This is a genomic window from Variovorax sp. Varisp41, from assembly GCF_047325085.1.
In the GTDB taxonomy this organism is placed as follows: Bacteria; Pseudomonadota; Gammaproteobacteria; order Burkholderiales; family Burkholderiaceae_C; genus Variovorax.
Window position 1 is genome coordinate 5,682,009 of record NZ_CP168540.1, and the last position, 15,528, is coordinate 5,697,536.

Below are 15,528 nucleotides of genomic sequence, written 5' to 3' on the forward strand. Positions count from 1 at the left end.
GCCACTTCGACTGTCTCGGAGCCCCGCTTTGCCGGGGCTTCTTCATTTGTAAACTGGACATCCCATGAAGTTCGTCGACGAAGCCTTCATCGACATCGCCGCCGGCGATGGCGGCAACGGCTGCGTGTCGTTCCGCCATGAGAAGTACAAGGAATTCGGCGGCCCCAACGGTGGCGATGGTGGGCGCGGCGGCCATGTGTTCGCCGTGGCCGACTCGAACCTCAACACGCTGGTGGATTTCCGCTACTCGCGCCGGCACGAAGCCAGGCGCGGCGAGCACGGCATGGGCTCCGACATGTTCGGCGCCGCGGGCGACGACATCACGCTGAAGATGCCGGTCGGCACGATCATCAGCGACGCCGAGACCGGCGAGGTGCTCTACGAGCTGCTGACGCCGGGCGAGGTCATCACCATCGCCAAGGGTGGCGACGGCGGCTTCGGCAACCTGCGCTTCAAGAGCGCCATCAATCGCGCGCCCCGGCAGAAGACGCCCGGCTGGCCCGGCGAGCGCAAGAGCCTCAAGCTCGAGCTCAAGGTGCTGGCCGACGTGGGCCTGCTGGGCATGCCGAACGCCGGCAAGTCGACCTTGATCAGCGCGATCTCGAACGCGCGTCCGCGCATCGCCGACTACCCGTTCACCACGCTGCATCCCAACCTCGGCGTCGTGCGCGTCGGCCCCGAGCAGAGCTTCGTGGTGGCCGACCTGCCCGGTCTGATCGAAGGCGCCTCCGAGGGCGCCGGCCTCGGCCACCTGTTCCTGCGCCACCTGCAGCGCACCCGGCTGCTGCTGCACGTGGTCGACCTCGCGCCCTTCGACGAGGGCATCGACCCGGTCGCGCAGGCCAAGGCGATCGTCGGTGAACTCAAGAAGTACGACGCGCAGCTCTACGAGAAGCCGCGCTGGCTGGTACTCAACAAGCTGGACATGATCCCCGAGGACGAGCGCGCCGCGCGCGTGAAGGACTTCGTCAAGCGCCTGCGCTTCAAGGGCCCGGTGTTCGAGATCTCCGCGCTGACCCGCGAGGGTTGCGAGCCGCTCGTGCATGCGATCTACCAGCAGGTGAAGGCGCAGCAGGTGGCCGAGCAGCCGCCGGCCGAGATCGATCCGCGCTTCGTCGAGCTGCCGCCCGAAAAGTCTTGAGCGGGCCTCGGCCCGACTTCTGCATTGCTATTGAATAAATAGCATAATCGCCAGTCTTCACGCCTGCTACAGCCTTCCATGACCTCGAATACCGGATCCACAGCCCTGCGGGACGCCCGCCGCATCGTCGTCAAGGTGGGCTCGAGCCTCGTGACGAACGAGGGCCGCGGCCTCGACGAGGGCGCCATCGGCGAGTGGTGCCGGCAGCTGGCCGCGCTGGTGCGCGACGGGCGCGAGGTGGTGATGGTGTCGAGCGGCGCCATCGCCGAAGGCATGAAGCGCCTCGGCTGGAAGACCCGGCCGCACGAGGTGCACGAACTCCAGGCCGCCGCGGCCGTCGGCCAGATGGGCCTGGCCCAGATGTACGAGACCAAGCTGCGCGAGAACCGCATCGGCAGCGCGCAGGTGCTGCTCACGCATGCCGACCTGGCCGACCGCGAGCGCTACCTCAATGCCCGTTCGACCCTGGTGACGTTGCTGCGGCTCGGCGTGGTGCCGGTCATCAACGAGAACGACACCGTGGTCAACGACGAGATCAAGTTCGGCGACAACGACACGCTCGGCGCACTGGTCGCCAACCTCGTGGAGGCCGATGCGCTGGTGATCCTCACCGACCAGCGCGGTCTCTATTCGGCCGATCCGCGCAAGGACCCCGAAGCGAAGTTCATCCACGAGGCCGCCGCGGGCGACCCGGCGCTCGAGGCCATGGCCGGCGGTGCGGGCTCGAGCATCGGCAAGGGCGGGATGATCACCAAGATCCTCGCGGCCAAGCGCGCGGCCGGCTCGGGCGCTTCCACCGTAATCGCCTGGGGCCGCGAGACCGACGCATTGCTGCGCCTCGCGCAAGGCGAGGCGATCGGCACGCTGCTGGTGGCGCAGACCGCGAAGCACCAGGCGCGCAAGCGCTGGATGGCCGACCATCTGCAACTGCGTGGCGCCGTGATCGTCGATGCCGGCGCGGCCGCCAAGGTGCGCGCCGAGGGCAAGAGCCTGCTGCCGATCGGCATGACGGGCGTGTTGGGCGAGTTCTCGCGCGGCGACGTGATCGCGGTGCGCGACGCCGAGGGCATCGAGCTGGCGCGCGGCCTCGCCAACTACTCGAGCGTCGAGGCGCGGCTGCTGTGCCGCAAGCCCTCGGCCGAGTTCGAGCGGCTGCTGGGCTACGCGGCCGAGCCGGAGATGGTGCACCGGGACAACATGGTGCTGATGCCGGTCTGAGGCTCGCCTCGACCCGCGCCAAAGAAAAAGGCCCCGATCGGGGCCTTTTCTCATCGTGCCGGCGTGCCGCTCACTGCACTTCGCGCACCGGATTGCGGATGTACTGGACGATCTCGCTGGCCGTCGAGCGCGGTGCGCTGTCGCGGCACAGGCCCTGGGTCGCGATGGCCCAGGTGTAGCGCGAGTTGAGGTCGGTGATGCGCTTCCATTCGGGCGCCTTGGCCAGCTCCCAGGCATTGCCGCTGTAGCGCGCATAGCTCTTCATCTCGCCGGTCTTGCAGCGCACGCCGTCGTAGAAGGCGTTGAGCGTGCCGCCGGACTTGCTGCTTGCCACCACCACGTAGCGCACGATGCCGTCGGGCGTGATCGTGATGGTCTGCGGGTCGATGCCGAACTTCAGCGTCATGTAGGGCGGCATCTCGATCGGCACCAGGCGGTTCTGGTCGAAGGCCGGCGGTGGCGGTGCCGCCGATTCCTGCCATTCGCCATCCGACACCGTGGTCTTGGGCGGTGGCGGCATGCCGCCTTGCGCCCAGTCGGGGTTGTCGGTGTTGTGCTGGCCCGAGCCGCAGGCCGCCAGCAGCAGGGCGCTCGCGAGAACGAGCGCCGGGCTAGCGCGGCGTGGGAGGCTGCGCAGCGGATGCGGACGGGAAGACGGGTGCGTCGGAAGAGTCGGTCGCAGGTTTGACATTGGGATCCGGGTCGAAGCTCGCGCCCGGAGGCAGTTCGAAGTTGGCGTCGTGGCCGCCCGCGGAAGGATGGCGCTCGAACTCTCGGGCGCGCACGTTGCTGCGCAGGAAGCGGTTGCGGAAATCCTGCCGTGGCAGGTAGCGAGCAAGCTCGGTGAGCGCCATTTCGTAGACGCCCCGTTTGAATTCGACGACCACGTCGAGCGGCACCCAGTAGTCGTGCCAGCGCCAGGCGTCGAATTCGGGATGGTCCGTGGCACGCAGGTTGAGATCCCAGTCGTGGCCGACCAGTTGCAGCAGATACCAGATTTGTTTCTGGCCCTTGTAGTGACCTCGTGCGTCTCGTCGGATGAACCGATCCGGCACCTCGTAGCGCAACCAGTCGCGGGTACGGGCCACGATACGCACGTGCTCCGGATGGAGACCCACTTCCTCGTGCAATTCCCGGAACATGGCTTGCTCGGGACTTTCGCCGCGGTCGATGCCGCCTTGCGGAAACTGCCAGGAATGCGTGCGGATGCGTTTGCCCCAAAAAACCTGGTTTTTCTGGTTGAGCAGGATGATGCCGACGTTGGGCCTGAAGCCGTCCCGGTCGAGCATAATCAAACCCCAATTTTTGAACTGAGTCGATTATGCATGCCGGGTTGCACTCGGCAAGCGACCGGTTCCGGGCTCTCAGGGTCTCTACGGAGACCGTCGTCCGTCTCGTTTCACTCCGAACCAGCACCGCATTTCCGATGAAAGCATCCCGTTTCTTCGTCTCCACCCTCAAGGAAGCGCCGGCCGATGCCGAGGTGGCGAGCCACCGTCTCATGATGCGCGCGGGCATGATCAAGAAGGTCGGCACCGGCATCTACACGTACATGCCCATGGGCCTGCGCGTGATCCGCAAGGTCGAGGCGATCGTGCGCGAGGAGATGAACCGCGCCGGCGCGGTCGAGATGACGATGCCGGTGGTGCAGCCCGCCGAACTCTGGGAGGAGTCGGGCCGCTTCGACAAGATGGGCCCCGAGCTGCTGCGCATCAAGGACCGCCATGACCGCGACTTCGTGGTGCAGCCCACCAGCGAAGAGGTGGTGACCGACATCGCGCGCCAGGAGATCCGCAGCTACAAGCAGCTGCCGAAGAACTTCTACCAGATCCAGACCAAGTTCCGCGACGAGCGCCGTCCGCGCTTCGGCCTGATGCGCGGGCGCGAATTCATCATGAAGGACGCCTACAGCTTCGACCGCGACCTCGACGCGGCCAAGGCCAGCTACCAGGCGATGGCGCAGGCCTACCGCAACATCTTCGACCGCTTCGGCCTGCGCTACCGCGCCGTGGCGGCCGACAGCGGCGCCATCGGCGGCGATCTCAGCGAGGAATTCCAGGTCATCGCCGCCACCGGCGAGGACGCGATCGTCTACTGCCCCGACAGCGACTACGCGGCCAACATGGAGAAGGCCGAGGCGCTGGCCCCGGCCGGCCCGCGTCCCGCCGCCGCCAACGCGCTCGAGAAGACGCCCACGCCCGGCAAGAGCACCTGCGAGGACGTCGCCGTGCTGCTCGGCGTGCCGCTCGCCACCACCGTGAAGTCGCTGGTGCTGGCCACCGACATCGTCGACGAGGCCGGCAACATCACGGGCTCGCAGGTCTGGCTGCTGCTGCTGCGCGGCGACCACGAGATGAACGAGATCAAGGTCGGCAAGCTGCCCGGCCTCGACAAGGGCTTCCGCTTCGCGACCCTGGCCGAGATCGATGCGCACTTCGGCTGCAAGCCGGGCTACCTCGGCCCGCTGAACCTCAAGAAGCCGGTGAAGCTGGTGGCCGACCGCGAAGTCGCGCTGATGGCCGACTGGATCACGGGCGCCAACGAGATCGACTTCCACATGACCGGCGTCAACTGGGGCCGCGACCTGCCCGAGCCCGAGCTGGTGGCCGACCTGCGCAACGTGATCGCGGGCGATGCCTCGCCCGACGGCAAGGGCGTGCTGGCGATCGAGCGCGGCATCGAGGTGGGCCACGTCTTCGTGCTGGGCACCAAGTACAGCAAGTCGATGAACGCCACCTTCCTCGACGAGGCCGGCAAGCCGCAGTTCCTCGAGATGGGCTGCTACGGCATCGGCATCACGCGCCTGCCGGCGGCCGCCATCGAGCAGAACCACGACGAGCGCGGGATCATCTGGCCCGATGCGATCGCGCCGTTCACCGTGGTGGTGTGCCCGATCGGCATGGACCGCAGCGCCGAGGTCAAGGCCGCGGCCGAGGCGCTCTACGAGGAGCTGCTCGCCAAGGGCGTCGACGTGCTGCTCGACGACCGCGGCGAGCGTCCGGGCGCGATGTTCGCCGACTGGGAACTGATCGGCGTGCCGCACCGCGTGGTGATCTCCGACCGCGGCCTCAAGGAAGGCCAGCTCGAATACCAGCATCGCCGCGACACTGCCGCGACCAAGGTGCCGGCCGCCGGCATCGCGGACTTCATCGCGGGCAAGCTCGCGGCATGAGCCTTGCGGGCGGCTTCTCGCGGCGCCATTGCATCGGGGCCGCGGCGGGCGCCCTCGCGGCGCTGTCGCTGCCGCGCCCCGCACTGGCCGGCGCGCAGATCGAGGAGCCGCTGATCGACTCGGTGCGCACGGCGCTGAGCTCGGCCATCCACAACAAGGCACCGCCGGTGCCGCAGTTCGCGAACACCGAGGCGCGCCTCGCCTACCTGCGCTGGCTCGGCGAGATGAGCGAACGGCTCAAGAAGAAGATCGCCGACGCACCCTCGCGCATCGAATTCCTGCAGACGGTCTGGTACGAAGCCAAGCGCTCGGGGCTCGACGTGAGCCTGGTGCTCGGGCTGATCCAGGTCGAGAGCAACTTCCGCAAGTTCGCGGTGTCGAGCGCGGGCGCGCGCGGCTACATGCAGGTCATGCCGTTCTGGACCCGCGTGATCGGCGACAGCGACCCGGCCAAGCTGTTCCACATGCAGACCAACCTGCGCTTCGGCTGCGTGATCCTGCGCCACTACCTCGACCGCGAGAGCGGCGACCTGTTCATGACGCTGGGCCGCTACAACGGCAGCCGCGGCAAGGCGCCGTACCCGAACGCGGTGTTCTCGAACCAGCGGCTGTGGGCCTGGGCCGACCGCGAGCGCGAGATCGAGCGCAAGGAACAGGACAAGGCCCGTTCCGCGGCCTGACCCGGGTGCGGGCCGTCAGGTCTTGGTGACCATCACCTGGTCGATGCGGTAGCTGTCGACGTCCATCACCTCGAAGGTATAGCCCCCCCAGCTCACGCTGTCGGTGCGCTTGGGAACGCGGCGCAGCATCACCATCAGGAAGCCCGCGAGCGTCTCGTACTCGTCGGCATGCGGCAGCTCGTCGATGTGCAGCGCGCGCTGCACGTCCTGGATCGGCGTGATGCCGTCGATCAGCCAGGAGTTCTCGTCGCGGCGCACGATCTGCTCCTCGTCGGGCGTGGACACCAGGTCGCCCATCACCGTGCTCATCACGTCGTTGAGCGTGATCACGCCCACCACCAGGCTGTACTCGTTGACGATGATCGCGAAGTCCTCGTGGGCCTGCTGGAACTGCTCGAGCACCTCGGTCAGCGACAGCCGGTCGGGAATCACCAGCGCCTTGTGCAGCGGCAGCCCCTGGTCGAAGGCCAGCGGCTGGCCGCTGAGCACGCGCTGGAACATGTCCTTGGCGTCGACGTAGCCCAGCACGTGGTCGATGTCGCCGTCGCACACCGGGTAGGCCGAGAAGGGCTCGGCCACGATGCGCGCGCGCAGCACCGACTCGGGGTCGTCGTGCAGGAACCAGGCGATGCTGTCGCGCGCGGTCATCACGCTGCTCACGAGCCGCGTCTCGAGCTCGAACACGTTGGCGATCACCTGCTGCTCGCGCACGGCGAGCACCCCGGCCCGCGCGCCGGCCTCGGTCATCGCGAGGATGTCGGCCGAGGTGATCTTGTCGTCGCGCGCCATCGGCATGCCCAGCAGCTTGAACAGCAGGTCGGTGCAGGCGGTGAACAGCCACACCAGCGGCTTGAAGGTGGTGATCAGCAACTGCATCGGCTTGGCGATGCGCACCGCCAGGCGCTCGGGGTCGTTCATGCCCAGCCGCTTGGGGAACAGGTCGGCGAACACCAGGAACACCGCGATGATGGTCACGAAGGAGCACAGGAAGCCCGCGCTCTGCGCGCCCTCGGGGCCGAGCCAGCCCGTGAACAGGCGCGCGAAGTAGGGGCTCAGCGCGCCCTCGCCGACCACGCCGCCGAGGATCGCGACCGCGTTGAGGCCGATCTGCACCACGGTGAAGTAGTAGCCCGGCTGCTCCTGGATGCGCAGCACGAGGTCGGCGCGCGCGTCGCCGTCGTCGGCCATCTGGCGCAGGCGCAGCCGGCGCGAGGCGGCCAGCGCGATCTCGGCGAGGGAGAAGAAGGCGCTCATCGCGATCAGCAGCGCGATGACGAGCAGGCTTTGGGTCAGGGTCATGGTGGTCACCAGCAGACCCCGATGGTGCCATGGCGCAGGGGGCGCCCGCCACGGGCGCGGCCCGCGGACGAAAGGGTGCTCAGACCCCGCCGTGCGGATGGGTCGGGTCGACCCACAGCACCGACTCGGGCTTCTCGACCGGTTCGATGTCGAGGTTCACCGCGACGGCCTCGCCGTCGCTGCGGCACAGCACGCACTCGAGCGTCTCGGTCGGGCTGGCGTTGATTTCCTGGTGCGGCACGTAGGGCGGCACGTAGATGAAGTCGCCCGGCCCGGCCTCGGCCGTGAACTCGAGCTGCTCGCCCCAGCGCATGCGCGCGCGGCCGCGCACGACGTAGATCACCGATTCGAGGTGGCCGTGGTGGTGGGCGCCGGTCTTGGCGTCGGCATGGATGGTGACCGTGCCGGCCCAGAGCTTCTGCGCGCCGACGCGCGCGAAATTGATCGCCGCGGCCCGGTTCATGCCGGGCGTCTGGGCGGTGTTGACGTCGAGCTGGTTGGCCGCGATCACCCGCACGCCGTCGTGCTTCCACGCCGGGGCCGCAGCCTCGTCGTGCGGATGTCCGTGGTCGTGATCGTGGCCGTGGCTCATCGCCGGGCCCGGATCAGGCAGCGTCGCCGGCCAGCACCTTCTGCAGTTCGCCCGACTCGTACATCTCCATCATGATGTCCGAGCCGCCGACGAATTCGCCCTTGACGTAGAGCTGCGGGATGGTGGGCCAGTTGCTGTAGTCCTTGATGCCCTGGCGGATGCCGTCGTCCTCGAGGACGTTGACGGTCTTGAGCGAACGGGTGTCGACGCCCACGGCCTTGAGGATCTGGATCGCGCGGCCCGAGAAGCCGCACATGGGGAAGCTGGCGTTGCCCTTCATGAAGAGCACGAGATCGTTGGATTTGACGAGGTCGTCGATGCGTTGCTGGGCGTCGGACATGGGGGCTCCTGAAAAGTAGGCTGGAGGGATTATTTCACCGTGCGCCGGATTCCGCCCGAGCAGCGCGCGATGCCTGCCAGGTCCTCGCGGCTTTGCACCTCGGCGAAGCCCTGGGCGGCCAGCAGCTGGCGCACGGCGGGGGCCTGGTCGTGGCCGTGCTCCAGCAGCAGCCAGCCACCTTCGGCCAGGTGCGCGGGCGCGTCGGCAACGATGCGGCGGATGTCGTCGAGCCCGTCGGCGCCGGCCACCAGCGCCGAGGCGGGCTCGTGCTGCAGCGCCGGCAGGTGCGGGTCGCCGGCGGCGATGTAGGGCGGGTTGCTGGCGATCAGCGCGTAACCCTGGGCCGCGCCCGCCAGCCAGTCGGCCTGGGCGAAGCGCACCGGCAGCGCCAGGCGCTCGGCGTTGGCGCGGGCCACCACAAGCGCATCGGCGCTGGCATCCACCGCATCGACCTGCGCATCGGCGCGCGCATGCTGCAGCGCCAGTGCGATCGCGCCGCTGCCGGTGCCCAGGTCGAGCACGCGCGGCGCGGCCTGGCCTTCGAGGCATTCCAGCGCCCAGTCGACCAGCGTCTCGGTGTCGGGTCGCGGCACCAGCACGCGCAGGTCGACGCGCAGCGCGAGGCCGTGGAATTCCTTCTCGCCCAGCAGGTAGGCCACCGGCTCGCCCGCGAGGCGGCGCAGCAGTTGCGCCGACAGCGCGGTCCACAGCGGCTCGGGCAGCGTGTCGGTGTCGTGCGCGAGCAGCCAGGCGCGGTCGTGCGGCGGCCGGCCCAGCGCATGCAGCAGCAGCAACTGGGCGTCGAGCCGGTCGACGCCCAGCCGCGCGGCCGCGGCCAGCGCCTGGGCCACGGTCGAGGGCGCGAGCGGCTCGGTGCTCATGAGGGCAGGCTCGATTCGAGCTCGGCCAGTTGCTCCGCCTCGCGCGCCGCGCGCAGCGCCGCCAGCACGTCGCCGAGGTCGCCCTCCATGATCGCGAGCAGCTTGTAGAGCGTGAGGTTGATCCGGTGGTCGGTGAGCCGGCCCTGGGGGAAGTTGTAGGTGCGGATGCGGTCGGAGCGGTCGCCGCTGCCGATCAGGCCCTTGCGCAGCGCGGCGTCCTTGGCGGCGCGCTCGCTGCGCTCCTTCTCCTGGATCCGTGCCGACAGCACCTGCAGCGCCTTCGCCTTGTTGCGGTGCTGGCTGCGGTCGTCCTGGCACTCGGCCACGATGCCGGTCGGGATGTGCGTGATGCGCACCGCCGAATCGGTCTTGTTGATGTGCTGGCCGCCGGCGCCGCTGGCGCGGTAGGTGTCGATGCGCAGGTCGGCCGGATTGATCTGCACCGCCTGCGCCTCGTCGGGCTCGGCCAGCACCGCCACCGTGCAGGCGCTGGTGTGGATGCGGCCCTGCGTCTCGGTGGCCGGCACGCGCTGCACGCGGTGGCCGCCCGATTCGAAGCGCAGGTTGCCGAACACCTCGTCGCCCGAGATGCGCACCACCACTTCCTTGTAGCCGCCGAGCTCGCTTTCGTTCTCGCTCACGATCTCGCAGCGCCAGCCGGCGCGCTCGCAGTAGCGCGTGTACATGCGCAGCAGGTCGCCCGCGAACAGCGCCGATTCGTCGCCGCCGGTACCGGCGCGGATTTCGAGGAAGGCGTTGCGCGCGTCGTCGGGGTCCTTGGGCAGCAGCAGGCGCTGCAGCTCGTCTTCCAGCTGCGTGAGCTCGGCCTCGGCCTCGGCGATCTCCTGCGCGGCCATCTCGGCCATGTCGGGGTCGTCGAGCATTTCCTTCGCGCCGGCGATGTCGGCCTCGCGCTGCACGTAGCGCGCATAGCGGCCGGCCACCTGCGTCACCTCGGCATGCTCGCGCGAGATGGTGCGGTACTGCGCCATGTCGCCCATGATGTCCTCGCGCGAGAGCAGGAAGTCGAGTTCGCCGAGGCGGGCGGCATAGCGTTCGAGTTGGTGGCGGAGGAAGGGCTTCACGGCGGAGAGATTCGAAAAAGAGGGGAAGTGCCGCGGCATGGCGGCAAGGCGCATGGAGGCCGCGGCACGCCGTGCCGGGCTCGCGGACGAGCGCCGCTAACGCTCTTTGCGCAGGAACAGGCGCGAGATGGTCTGCGCCGTCTGCTCGCGCGAGGCGGCATCGCCCGCGTGCAGCTCGGCCAGCGCGCCGTGCAGCATCTTCTGCGTGAGCCCGCGCGACAGGGCTTCGAGCACGGCGTCGACCGATTCGCCCTTGGCGAGCAGCTTGCGCGCGCGCGCCAGTTCGGCGGCACGCCATTCGTCGGTCTGGGCGTTGAGCTGCTGGATCAGCGGCACCGTGCCGCGCTGGCCCAGCCAGTGCATGAAGCTCTGCACGCCGGCGTCGATGATGACCTCGGCCTGCGCCACCGCGGCCTGGCGGTTGGCCTGACCCTGCTGCACCACCTGGGCGAGGTCGTCCACGGTGTAGAGGTAGATGTCCTCGAGTGCCTTCACCTCGGGCTCGATGTCGCGCGGCACGGCCAGGTCGACCATGAACATCGGGCGGTGCTTGCGTGACTTGAGCGCGCGTTCCACGGCGCCCAGGCCGATGATCGGCAGCGTGCTCGCGGTGCAGCTCACGACGATGTCGAACTCGGCCAGCCGTGCCGGCAGGTCGGCCAGCCGCATCGCCTCGCCGCCGAAGCGCGAGGCCAGCTTCTCGCCGCGCTCGAGCGTGCGGTTGGCGATGGCGATGGACTTCGGCTCCTTGGCCGCGAAGTGCGTGGCCGCGAGGTCGATCATCTCGCCGGCGCCGACGAACAGCACGCGCGTCTGGCGCAGGTCCTCGAACAGCTGGCCGGCCAGGCGCACGGCGGCGGCCGCCATGCTGATCGAGTGCGCGCCGATCTCGGTGGCGGTGCGCACTTCCTTGGCGACCGCGAACGAGCGCTGGAAGAGTTGGTTGAGCGTGCTGCCCAGCGCGCCGGCGGTTTCGGCGGCGCGCACCGCGTCCTTCATCTGGCCGAGGATCTGGGCTTCGCCGAGCACCATCGAATCGAGGCCGCTGGCCACGCGGAAGGCATGGCGCGCGACGTCACCGTCGTGCAGGGTGTAGGCATGCGAGCGCAGCAGCGCGGGGGCCACGCCGCCGCTCTGGGCCAGCCAGCCGACCGTGTGGTCGATCGCGGCATGGTCGGCGGCGCAGTAGATCTCGGTGCGGTTGCAGGTCGAGATGATGGCGGCCTCGACCTGCGGGTGGCGGCCGCTCGAGAACGAGCTGCGCAGGCTCTGCAGGGTGGGAGCGATCTGGTCGAGCGCAAACGCAAAACGACCGCGCAGATCGAGCGGCGCGGTCGTGTGGTTCAAGCCAAGAGCCCAGACAGACATGTCACGATTATAAAATTTGCGGAGCCCGTCCCGGCACCGTGCTGTCTATGACCTCCATAGCGGCTGGCGGATGACGCTTCCGCCCCTTCCCGAATGTCCGCGCTCGCCCTGCTCAACCACCTCCTCAACTTCGCGCTGCCGGCTGTCTTCGTGGCGGGGGTGCTCGCGCTGTGCGGCCGCTTCCTGATGCCGCGGAAGCCCGGAACGCCTGCCATCTGGGCGCAATTCGCTATCAATACGATAGCTGGCGTGTTGGTCCTGCTGGCCGGCCTGGTGTTCACGGGCCACGACGGCCGCATCGCGAGCTATGCCGCGCTGGTGGTGGTCTGCGGCACCGTGCAGTGGCTGCTGCAGCGCGGCTGGCGGCGCTGAGCGGCGGCCTTCAGGTCCGCACCATGTAGTGCGCCGGCGCGGGATAGCTCGCCAGGCGCGCCTGCTGTGCCGCGTCGGCCAGCGCATGCACCGCGTAGCCGTGGCGTTCCCAGAAGCCCAGCGAGGACTGCACCGACACCAGCGCCGAGCGCCGCCAGCCCGCCGTGTCGGCGAAGGCCAGCGCATGCCGCACCAGCGCCGGTCCCAGGCCATGGCCCGAGGCCGCCGGGTCGACCGCGAGATCGTGCAGGTAGAGCGCGTCGGCCTGTGTCTCGGGCAGCACCTCGAAATCGCCGTGCAGGGCCGTGAGCTTGCCCACGCGCGAGGGATAGGCCGCGAGGTAGGCGGCCACCCGTCCCGCGTGCTCGACCACCCAGCCGGTGCGCGGCGCCGCAGCGAGCCGGCGCACGATCAGCGCCCCGTCCTCCACGAAGCCCGTGCCGTAGCAGGCGAGCTGGATCGCCAGCACGGCCTGCAGGTCCTCGGGCCGCATCGCGCGCATTGCGGTCATGCCAGCAGCAGCTTGTCGTCGTCGAGCTTCTCGCCGCGCGTCTGTTCGAACATGCGCAGCAGGTCGGGCACATCGAGGCCCGAGCGCTCGGGGCCGGCCACGTCGAGGATCACCTGGCCCTCGTGCAGCATCACCGTGCGCGAGCCGTAGTCCAGCGCCTGGCGCATGCTGTGCGTGACCATCATCGCGGTGAGCTTGCTCTCCTCGACGATGCGCGCCGTGAGCTCGAGCACGAAGGCCGCGGTCTTCGGATCGAGCGCGGCCGTGTGCTCGTCGAGCAGCAGGATGCGCGAGGGCTTGAGCGAAGCCATCAGCAGGCTCACGGCCTGCCGCTGGCCGCCCGACAGCAGGCCGATGCGGTCGGCCAGCCGGTTCTCCAGCCCGAGCTTGAGGATCGACAGCTTCTCGCGGAACAGCTCGCGCAGGCCGCGGTTGAGCGACAGGCCCAGGCCGCGCCGCTCGCCGCGCTTCCAGGCCAGCGCCATGTTCTCCTCGATGGTCAGCGCCTCGCAGGTGCCGGCCATCGGGTCCTGGAACACGCGCGCCACCATGCCCGAACGCTGCCAGGCATTGAGCCGCGTCACGTCCTTGCCGTCGATCTCGATGCGGCCCTTGTCGACGATCAGGTCGCCACTGACCGCATTGAGGAAGGTCGACTTGCCGGCGCCGTTCGAGCCGATCACGGTGACGAACTGGCCGGTGGGAATCTCCAGGCTGAGCCCGCGCAGCACGCGGTTCTCGATCGGCGTGCCCGGGTTGAAGGTCATCTCGAGTTGTTCGGCGCGCAGCATCAGTTCTTCCCCTTGAAAAGCCCGCCGAGCTTGCGCTTGTAGGCAGGCACCAGCAGCGCGAAGGCCACCAGCACGGCGGTCACCAGGTTCAGGTCCTGCGCCTGCAGGCCCATGAAGTCGGTGTTCAGCGCCATCGCGATGAAGAAGCGATAGAGCAGTGCCCCCAGGATGCAGGCCAGCGTGGTGATCACCATGCTGCGCGCGGGCATCAGCGTCTCGCCGATGATCACCGCCGCCAGGCCGATCACGATCGTGCCCACGCCCATCGAGATGTCGGCCGTGCCCTGGCTCTGCGCGAACAGCGCGCCGGCCAGCGCCACCAGCGCGTTCGACAGCGCCAGGCCCGCCATGGTGTGGAAGTCGGTCGAGATGCCCTGGGCGCGCGCCATGCGCGCATTGCCGCCGGTGGCGCGCATCGCCAGGCCGGCCTCGGAGGCGAAGAACAGGTCGACCACGATCTTCGCGGCGATCACGATCAAGAGCAGCAACAGCGGCTTGGCCCACTGCTCGGGCATGCCGCCGAAGCTGGCCATGCTGAACACGGTGGGCTCGGTGATCAGCGCCACGTTGGGCTTGCCCATCACGCGCAGGTTGATCGAGTAGAGCGCGATCATCACCAGGATGCTCGCGAGCAGTTGCATGATCTTGAGCTTCACGTTGAGCCAGGCCGTGACCCAGCCCGAGACGGCGCCCGCGACGCAGGCCACCGCGGTGGCCGCCACCGGGTTCCAGCCGGCCACGATCAGCGTGGCGGCCACGGCGGCGCCGAGCGGGAAGCTGCCGTCCACCGTGAGGTCGGGAAAGTTGATGATGCGGAAGGACATGAAGACGCCCAGCGCGACCAGCCCGAATATCAGGCCGATCTCGATGGCGCCCAGCGAGGCGATGAGGGACATGAGGAGGAAGCTCCCGGCAAGAACGAAAAGACGGGCCGCCCGCAGGACGACCCGTCGCTGGCGATGAGGCCGGGGCTTACTTGGTGTTCACGACCTTGGCGGTCTTCAGCAGCTCGTCCGACAGGGTCACGCCCTGCAGCTTGGCCGCGCCCGGGTTCACCACCAGCTCGAAGTTGGTGCTGGTCTGCGAGGCGATCGCGCCGGGCTTCTCGCCCTTGAGGATGCGCACCACGATCTTGCCGGTCTGGCGGCCGATGTCGGTGTAGTTCAGGCCCAGCGCCGCGACCGCGCCGCGCTCGACGGTGGCGGTGTCGGCCGCCACCACCGGCAGCTTGGCCTGTTGCGCCACCTTCACGATGCCCTCGAAGGCCGACACCACGTTGTTGTCGGTCGGCGTGTAGATCGCGTCGGCCTTGCCGACCAGGCTCTGGGCGGCGGTCGGCACGTCCACGGTGCGCGCGGCGGCGGCTTCCACCACCGTCATGCCGGCGGCCGCGGCGGCCTTCTTGAGGTCGGCCACGATCGCCACCGAGTTGGCTTCGCCGGGGCTGTAGATCACGCCGATGCGCTTGGCGGTGGGCACCACCTGCTTGATGAGGGCGATGTGCTTGTCCAGCGGCGACAGGTCCGACACGCCGGTCACGTTGGTGCCGCTGGCGTCCCAGCTCTTCACCAGCTTGGCGGCCACCGGGTCGGTCACGGCCGAGTAGACGACCGGGATGGTCTTGGTGGCGGCCAGCGTGGCCTGGGCCGAGGGGGTGGCGATCGCGACGATCACGTCGGGCTGGTCGCCCACGTACTTGCGCGCGATCTGGGCCGCGGTGCCCACGTTGCCCTGCGCGCTCTGGTAGGTGAACTTGAGGTTCTTGCCCTCTTCGTAGCCGGCCGCCTTCAGCTCGGCCTTGACGCCGTCGCGCACGGCGTCGAGCGCCGGGTGCTCGACGATGGCGGTCACGGCCACCGACTTGTCGGCCGCGAAGGCGGGCGCGGCGGCGAGCATGCCGAGGGCCAGGGCGGCGGCGACAGGGGTGCGAAGCAGGGCGAATTTCACGTGGGATCTCCGGAAAGAGGGAAGGGGGCGGGTCCGACGCCACGGCTTGCACCGGGGCAGGGAATCGATGGCACGGAAATGCGGCATGCACTTCCACGAGCCTGGAGTCTAGAGCGTGGTTTGCACAATTA

Annotated in this window: 17 protein-coding genes; 5 read left to right on the forward strand and 12 right to left on the reverse strand. The window is 69.0% G+C overall.

Translation table 11 applies throughout. The annotated features are described in order from the left end of the window. The first annotated feature begins 64 nt into the window (after positions 1-64). Positions 65-1,141 carry an Obg family GTPase CgtA gene (gene cgtA / locus ACEN9J_RS26340; RefSeq protein WP_413762468.1) on the forward strand — a complete coding sequence of 359 codons (1,077 nt, stop codon included), beginning with the start codon at positions 65-67 and terminating at the stop codon, positions 1,139-1,141. 78 nt (positions 1,142-1,219) lie between these two features. Then, positions 1,220-2,359, forward strand: coding sequence for a glutamate 5-kinase (gene proB / locus ACEN9J_RS26345; protein ID WP_413762469.1), 1,140 nt, complete (start codon positions 1,220-1,222; stop codon positions 2,357-2,359). Positions 2,360-2,429: 70 nt separating this feature from the next. On the opposite strand, the gene ACEN9J_RS26350 is transcribed toward proB, so the two are convergent. Together ACEN9J_RS26350 and ACEN9J_RS26355 are read right to left on the reverse strand one after the other, a co-directional pair. After that, positions 2,430-3,050 (reverse strand): CNP1-like family protein, encoded by a 621-nt coding sequence (locus tag ACEN9J_RS26350; RefSeq protein ID WP_413762470.1) that lies wholly within the window; start codon positions 3,048-3,050, stop codon positions 2,430-2,432. Next, positions 2,971-3,648 carry an RNA pyrophosphohydrolase gene (locus ACEN9J_RS26355; protein ID WP_057592091.1) on the reverse strand — a complete coding sequence of 226 codons (678 nt, stop codon included), beginning with the start codon at positions 3,646-3,648 and terminating at the stop codon, positions 2,971-2,973. The genes ACEN9J_RS26350 and ACEN9J_RS26355 overlap by 80 nt, the downstream gene beginning before the upstream one ends. Before the next feature lie 137 nt (positions 3,649-3,785). Here ACEN9J_RS26355 and ACEN9J_RS26360 point away from each other — a divergent pair, with 137 nt between their 5' ends. Both ACEN9J_RS26360 and ACEN9J_RS26365 read left to right on the forward strand, forming a co-directional pair. Further along, positions 3,786-5,531, forward strand: a complete 1,746-nt coding sequence (locus ACEN9J_RS26360) for a proline--tRNA ligase (RefSeq protein ID WP_413762471.1) — start codon at positions 3,786-3,788, stop codon at positions 5,529-5,531. Further along, positions 5,528-6,211: a lytic transglycosylase domain-containing protein gene (locus tag ACEN9J_RS26365; RefSeq protein ID WP_057592087.1), complete on the forward strand. Its 684-nt coding sequence runs from the start codon at positions 5,528-5,530 to the stop codon at positions 6,209-6,211. The genes ACEN9J_RS26360 and ACEN9J_RS26365 overlap by 4 nt, the downstream gene beginning before the upstream one ends. A gap of 15 nt (positions 6,212-6,226) precedes the next feature. On the opposite strand, the gene ACEN9J_RS26370 is transcribed toward ACEN9J_RS26365, so the two are convergent. From ACEN9J_RS26370 to hemA, 6 genes are all read right to left on the reverse strand, one after another. Next, positions 6,227-7,510 (reverse strand): hemolysin family protein, encoded by a 1,284-nt coding sequence (locus ACEN9J_RS26370; protein WP_057592085.1) that lies wholly within the window; start codon positions 7,508-7,510, stop codon positions 6,227-6,229. A gap of 79 nt (positions 7,511-7,589) precedes the next feature. Beyond that, complete coding sequence (locus ACEN9J_RS26375; RefSeq protein ID WP_057592084.1) at positions 7,590-8,102, reverse strand: cupin domain-containing protein; 513 nt, start codon at positions 8,100-8,102, stop codon at positions 7,590-7,592. 13 nt (positions 8,103-8,115) lie between these two features. Next, on the reverse strand, positions 8,116-8,442 hold the full coding sequence (gene grxD, locus ACEN9J_RS26380) for a Grx4 family monothiol glutaredoxin (protein ID WP_057592080.1): 327 nt from the start codon (positions 8,440-8,442) through the stop codon (positions 8,116-8,118). Between the two features lie 29 nt (positions 8,443-8,471). Beyond that, on the reverse strand, positions 8,472-9,323 hold the full coding sequence (gene prmC / locus ACEN9J_RS26385; RefSeq protein WP_413762472.1) for a peptide chain release factor N(5)-glutamine methyltransferase: 852 nt from the start codon (positions 9,321-9,323) through the stop codon (positions 8,472-8,474). Next, positions 9,320-10,408: a peptide chain release factor 1 gene (gene prfA, locus ACEN9J_RS26390; protein WP_057592077.1), complete on the reverse strand. Its 1,089-nt coding sequence runs from the start codon at positions 10,406-10,408 to the stop codon at positions 9,320-9,322. The genes prmC and prfA overlap by 4 nt, the downstream gene beginning before the upstream one ends. A gap of 96 nt (positions 10,409-10,504) precedes the next feature. After that, a complete protein-coding gene (gene hemA, locus ACEN9J_RS26395; RefSeq protein WP_057592076.1) occupies positions 10,505-11,776 on the reverse strand; it encodes a glutamyl-tRNA reductase in 1,272 nt (423 codons plus the stop codon). A 93-nt stretch (positions 11,777-11,869) separates the two neighbouring features. Between hemA and ACEN9J_RS26400 the strand changes: the two genes are divergently transcribed. Next, positions 11,870-12,148, forward strand: a complete 279-nt coding sequence (locus ACEN9J_RS26400; protein ID WP_057592075.1) for a hypothetical protein — start codon at positions 11,870-11,872, stop codon at positions 12,146-12,148. Between the two features lie 10 nt (positions 12,149-12,158). Here ACEN9J_RS26400 and ACEN9J_RS26405 read toward each other — a convergent pair whose 3' ends face one another. From ACEN9J_RS26405 to ACEN9J_RS26420, 4 genes are all read right to left on the reverse strand, one after another. Beyond that, complete coding sequence (locus ACEN9J_RS26405) at positions 12,159-12,659, reverse strand: GNAT family N-acetyltransferase (protein WP_413762473.1); 501 nt, start codon at positions 12,657-12,659, stop codon at positions 12,159-12,161. Then, positions 12,656-13,450 (reverse strand): ABC transporter ATP-binding protein, encoded by a 795-nt coding sequence (locus tag ACEN9J_RS26410; RefSeq protein WP_093341008.1) that lies wholly within the window; start codon positions 13,448-13,450, stop codon positions 12,656-12,658. Before ACEN9J_RS26410 ends, ACEN9J_RS26405 begins: the two co-directional genes overlap by 4 nt. Further along, a complete protein-coding gene (locus ACEN9J_RS26415) occupies positions 13,450-14,346 on the reverse strand; it encodes an ABC transporter permease (protein ID WP_057592072.1) in 897 nt (298 codons plus the stop codon). The genes ACEN9J_RS26410 and ACEN9J_RS26415 overlap by 1 nt, the downstream gene beginning before the upstream one ends. 76 nt (positions 14,347-14,422) lie before the next feature. Next, positions 14,423-15,397 (reverse strand): ABC transporter substrate-binding protein, encoded by a 975-nt coding sequence (locus tag ACEN9J_RS26420; RefSeq protein WP_409976567.1) that lies wholly within the window; start codon positions 15,395-15,397, stop codon positions 14,423-14,425. Positions 15,398-15,528: the final 131 nt, after the last annotated feature.

What these genes read in the sequence shown, in the direction of transcription:
- ACEN9J_RS26375 (WP_057592084.1), bottom strand. Translation starts at nt 8,102, where the DNA reads ATGAGCCACGGCCACGATCACGACCACGGACATCCGCACGACGAGGCT.
- ACEN9J_RS26415 (WP_057592072.1), bottom strand. Translation starts at nt 14,346, where the DNA reads ATGTCCCTCATCGCCTCGCTGGGCGCCATCGAGATCGGCCTGATATTC.
- ACEN9J_RS26365 (WP_057592087.1), top strand. Translation starts at nt 5,528, where the DNA reads ATGAGCCTTGCGGGCGGCTTCTCGCGGCGCCATTGCATCGGGGCCGCG.
- ACEN9J_RS26355 (WP_057592091.1), bottom strand. Translation starts at nt 3,648, where the DNA reads ATGCTCGACCGGGACGGCTTCAGGCCCAACGTCGGCATCATCCTGCTC.
- proB (WP_413762469.1), top strand. Translation starts at nt 1,220, where the DNA reads ATGACCTCGAATACCGGATCCACAGCCCTGCGGGACGCCCGCCGCATC.
- prmC (WP_413762472.1), bottom strand. Translation starts at nt 9,323, where the DNA reads ATGAGCACCGAGCCGCTCGCGCCCTCGACCGTGGCCCAGGCGCTGGCC.
- ACEN9J_RS26350 (WP_413762470.1), bottom strand. Translation starts at nt 3,050, where the DNA reads ATGTCAAACCTGCGACCGACTCTTCCGACGCACCCGTCTTCCCGTCCG.
- ACEN9J_RS26410 (WP_093341008.1), bottom strand. Translation starts at nt 13,450, where the DNA reads ATGCTGCGCGCCGAACAACTCGAGATGACCTTCAACCCGGGCACGCCG.
- ACEN9J_RS26405 (WP_413762473.1), bottom strand. Translation starts at nt 12,659, where the DNA reads ATGACCGCAATGCGCGCGATGCGGCCCGAGGACCTGCAGGCCGTGCTG.
- ACEN9J_RS26400 (WP_057592075.1), top strand. Translation starts at nt 11,870, where the DNA reads ATGTCCGCGCTCGCCCTGCTCAACCACCTCCTCAACTTCGCGCTGCCG.
- grxD (WP_057592080.1), bottom strand. Translation starts at nt 8,442, where the DNA reads ATGTCCGACGCCCAGCAACGCATCGACGACCTCGTCAAATCCAACGAT.
- hemA (WP_057592076.1), bottom strand. Translation starts at nt 11,776, where the DNA reads ATGTCTGTCTGGGCTCTTGGCTTGAACCACACGACCGCGCCGCTCGAT.
- cgtA (WP_413762468.1), top strand. Translation starts at nt 65, where the DNA reads ATGAAGTTCGTCGACGAAGCCTTCATCGACATCGCCGCCGGCGATGGC.
- ACEN9J_RS26370 (WP_057592085.1), bottom strand. Translation starts at nt 7,510, where the DNA reads ATGACCCTGACCCAAAGCCTGCTCGTCATCGCGCTGCTGATCGCGATG.
- ACEN9J_RS26360 (WP_413762471.1), top strand. Translation starts at nt 3,786, where the DNA reads ATGAAAGCATCCCGTTTCTTCGTCTCCACCCTCAAGGAAGCGCCGGCC.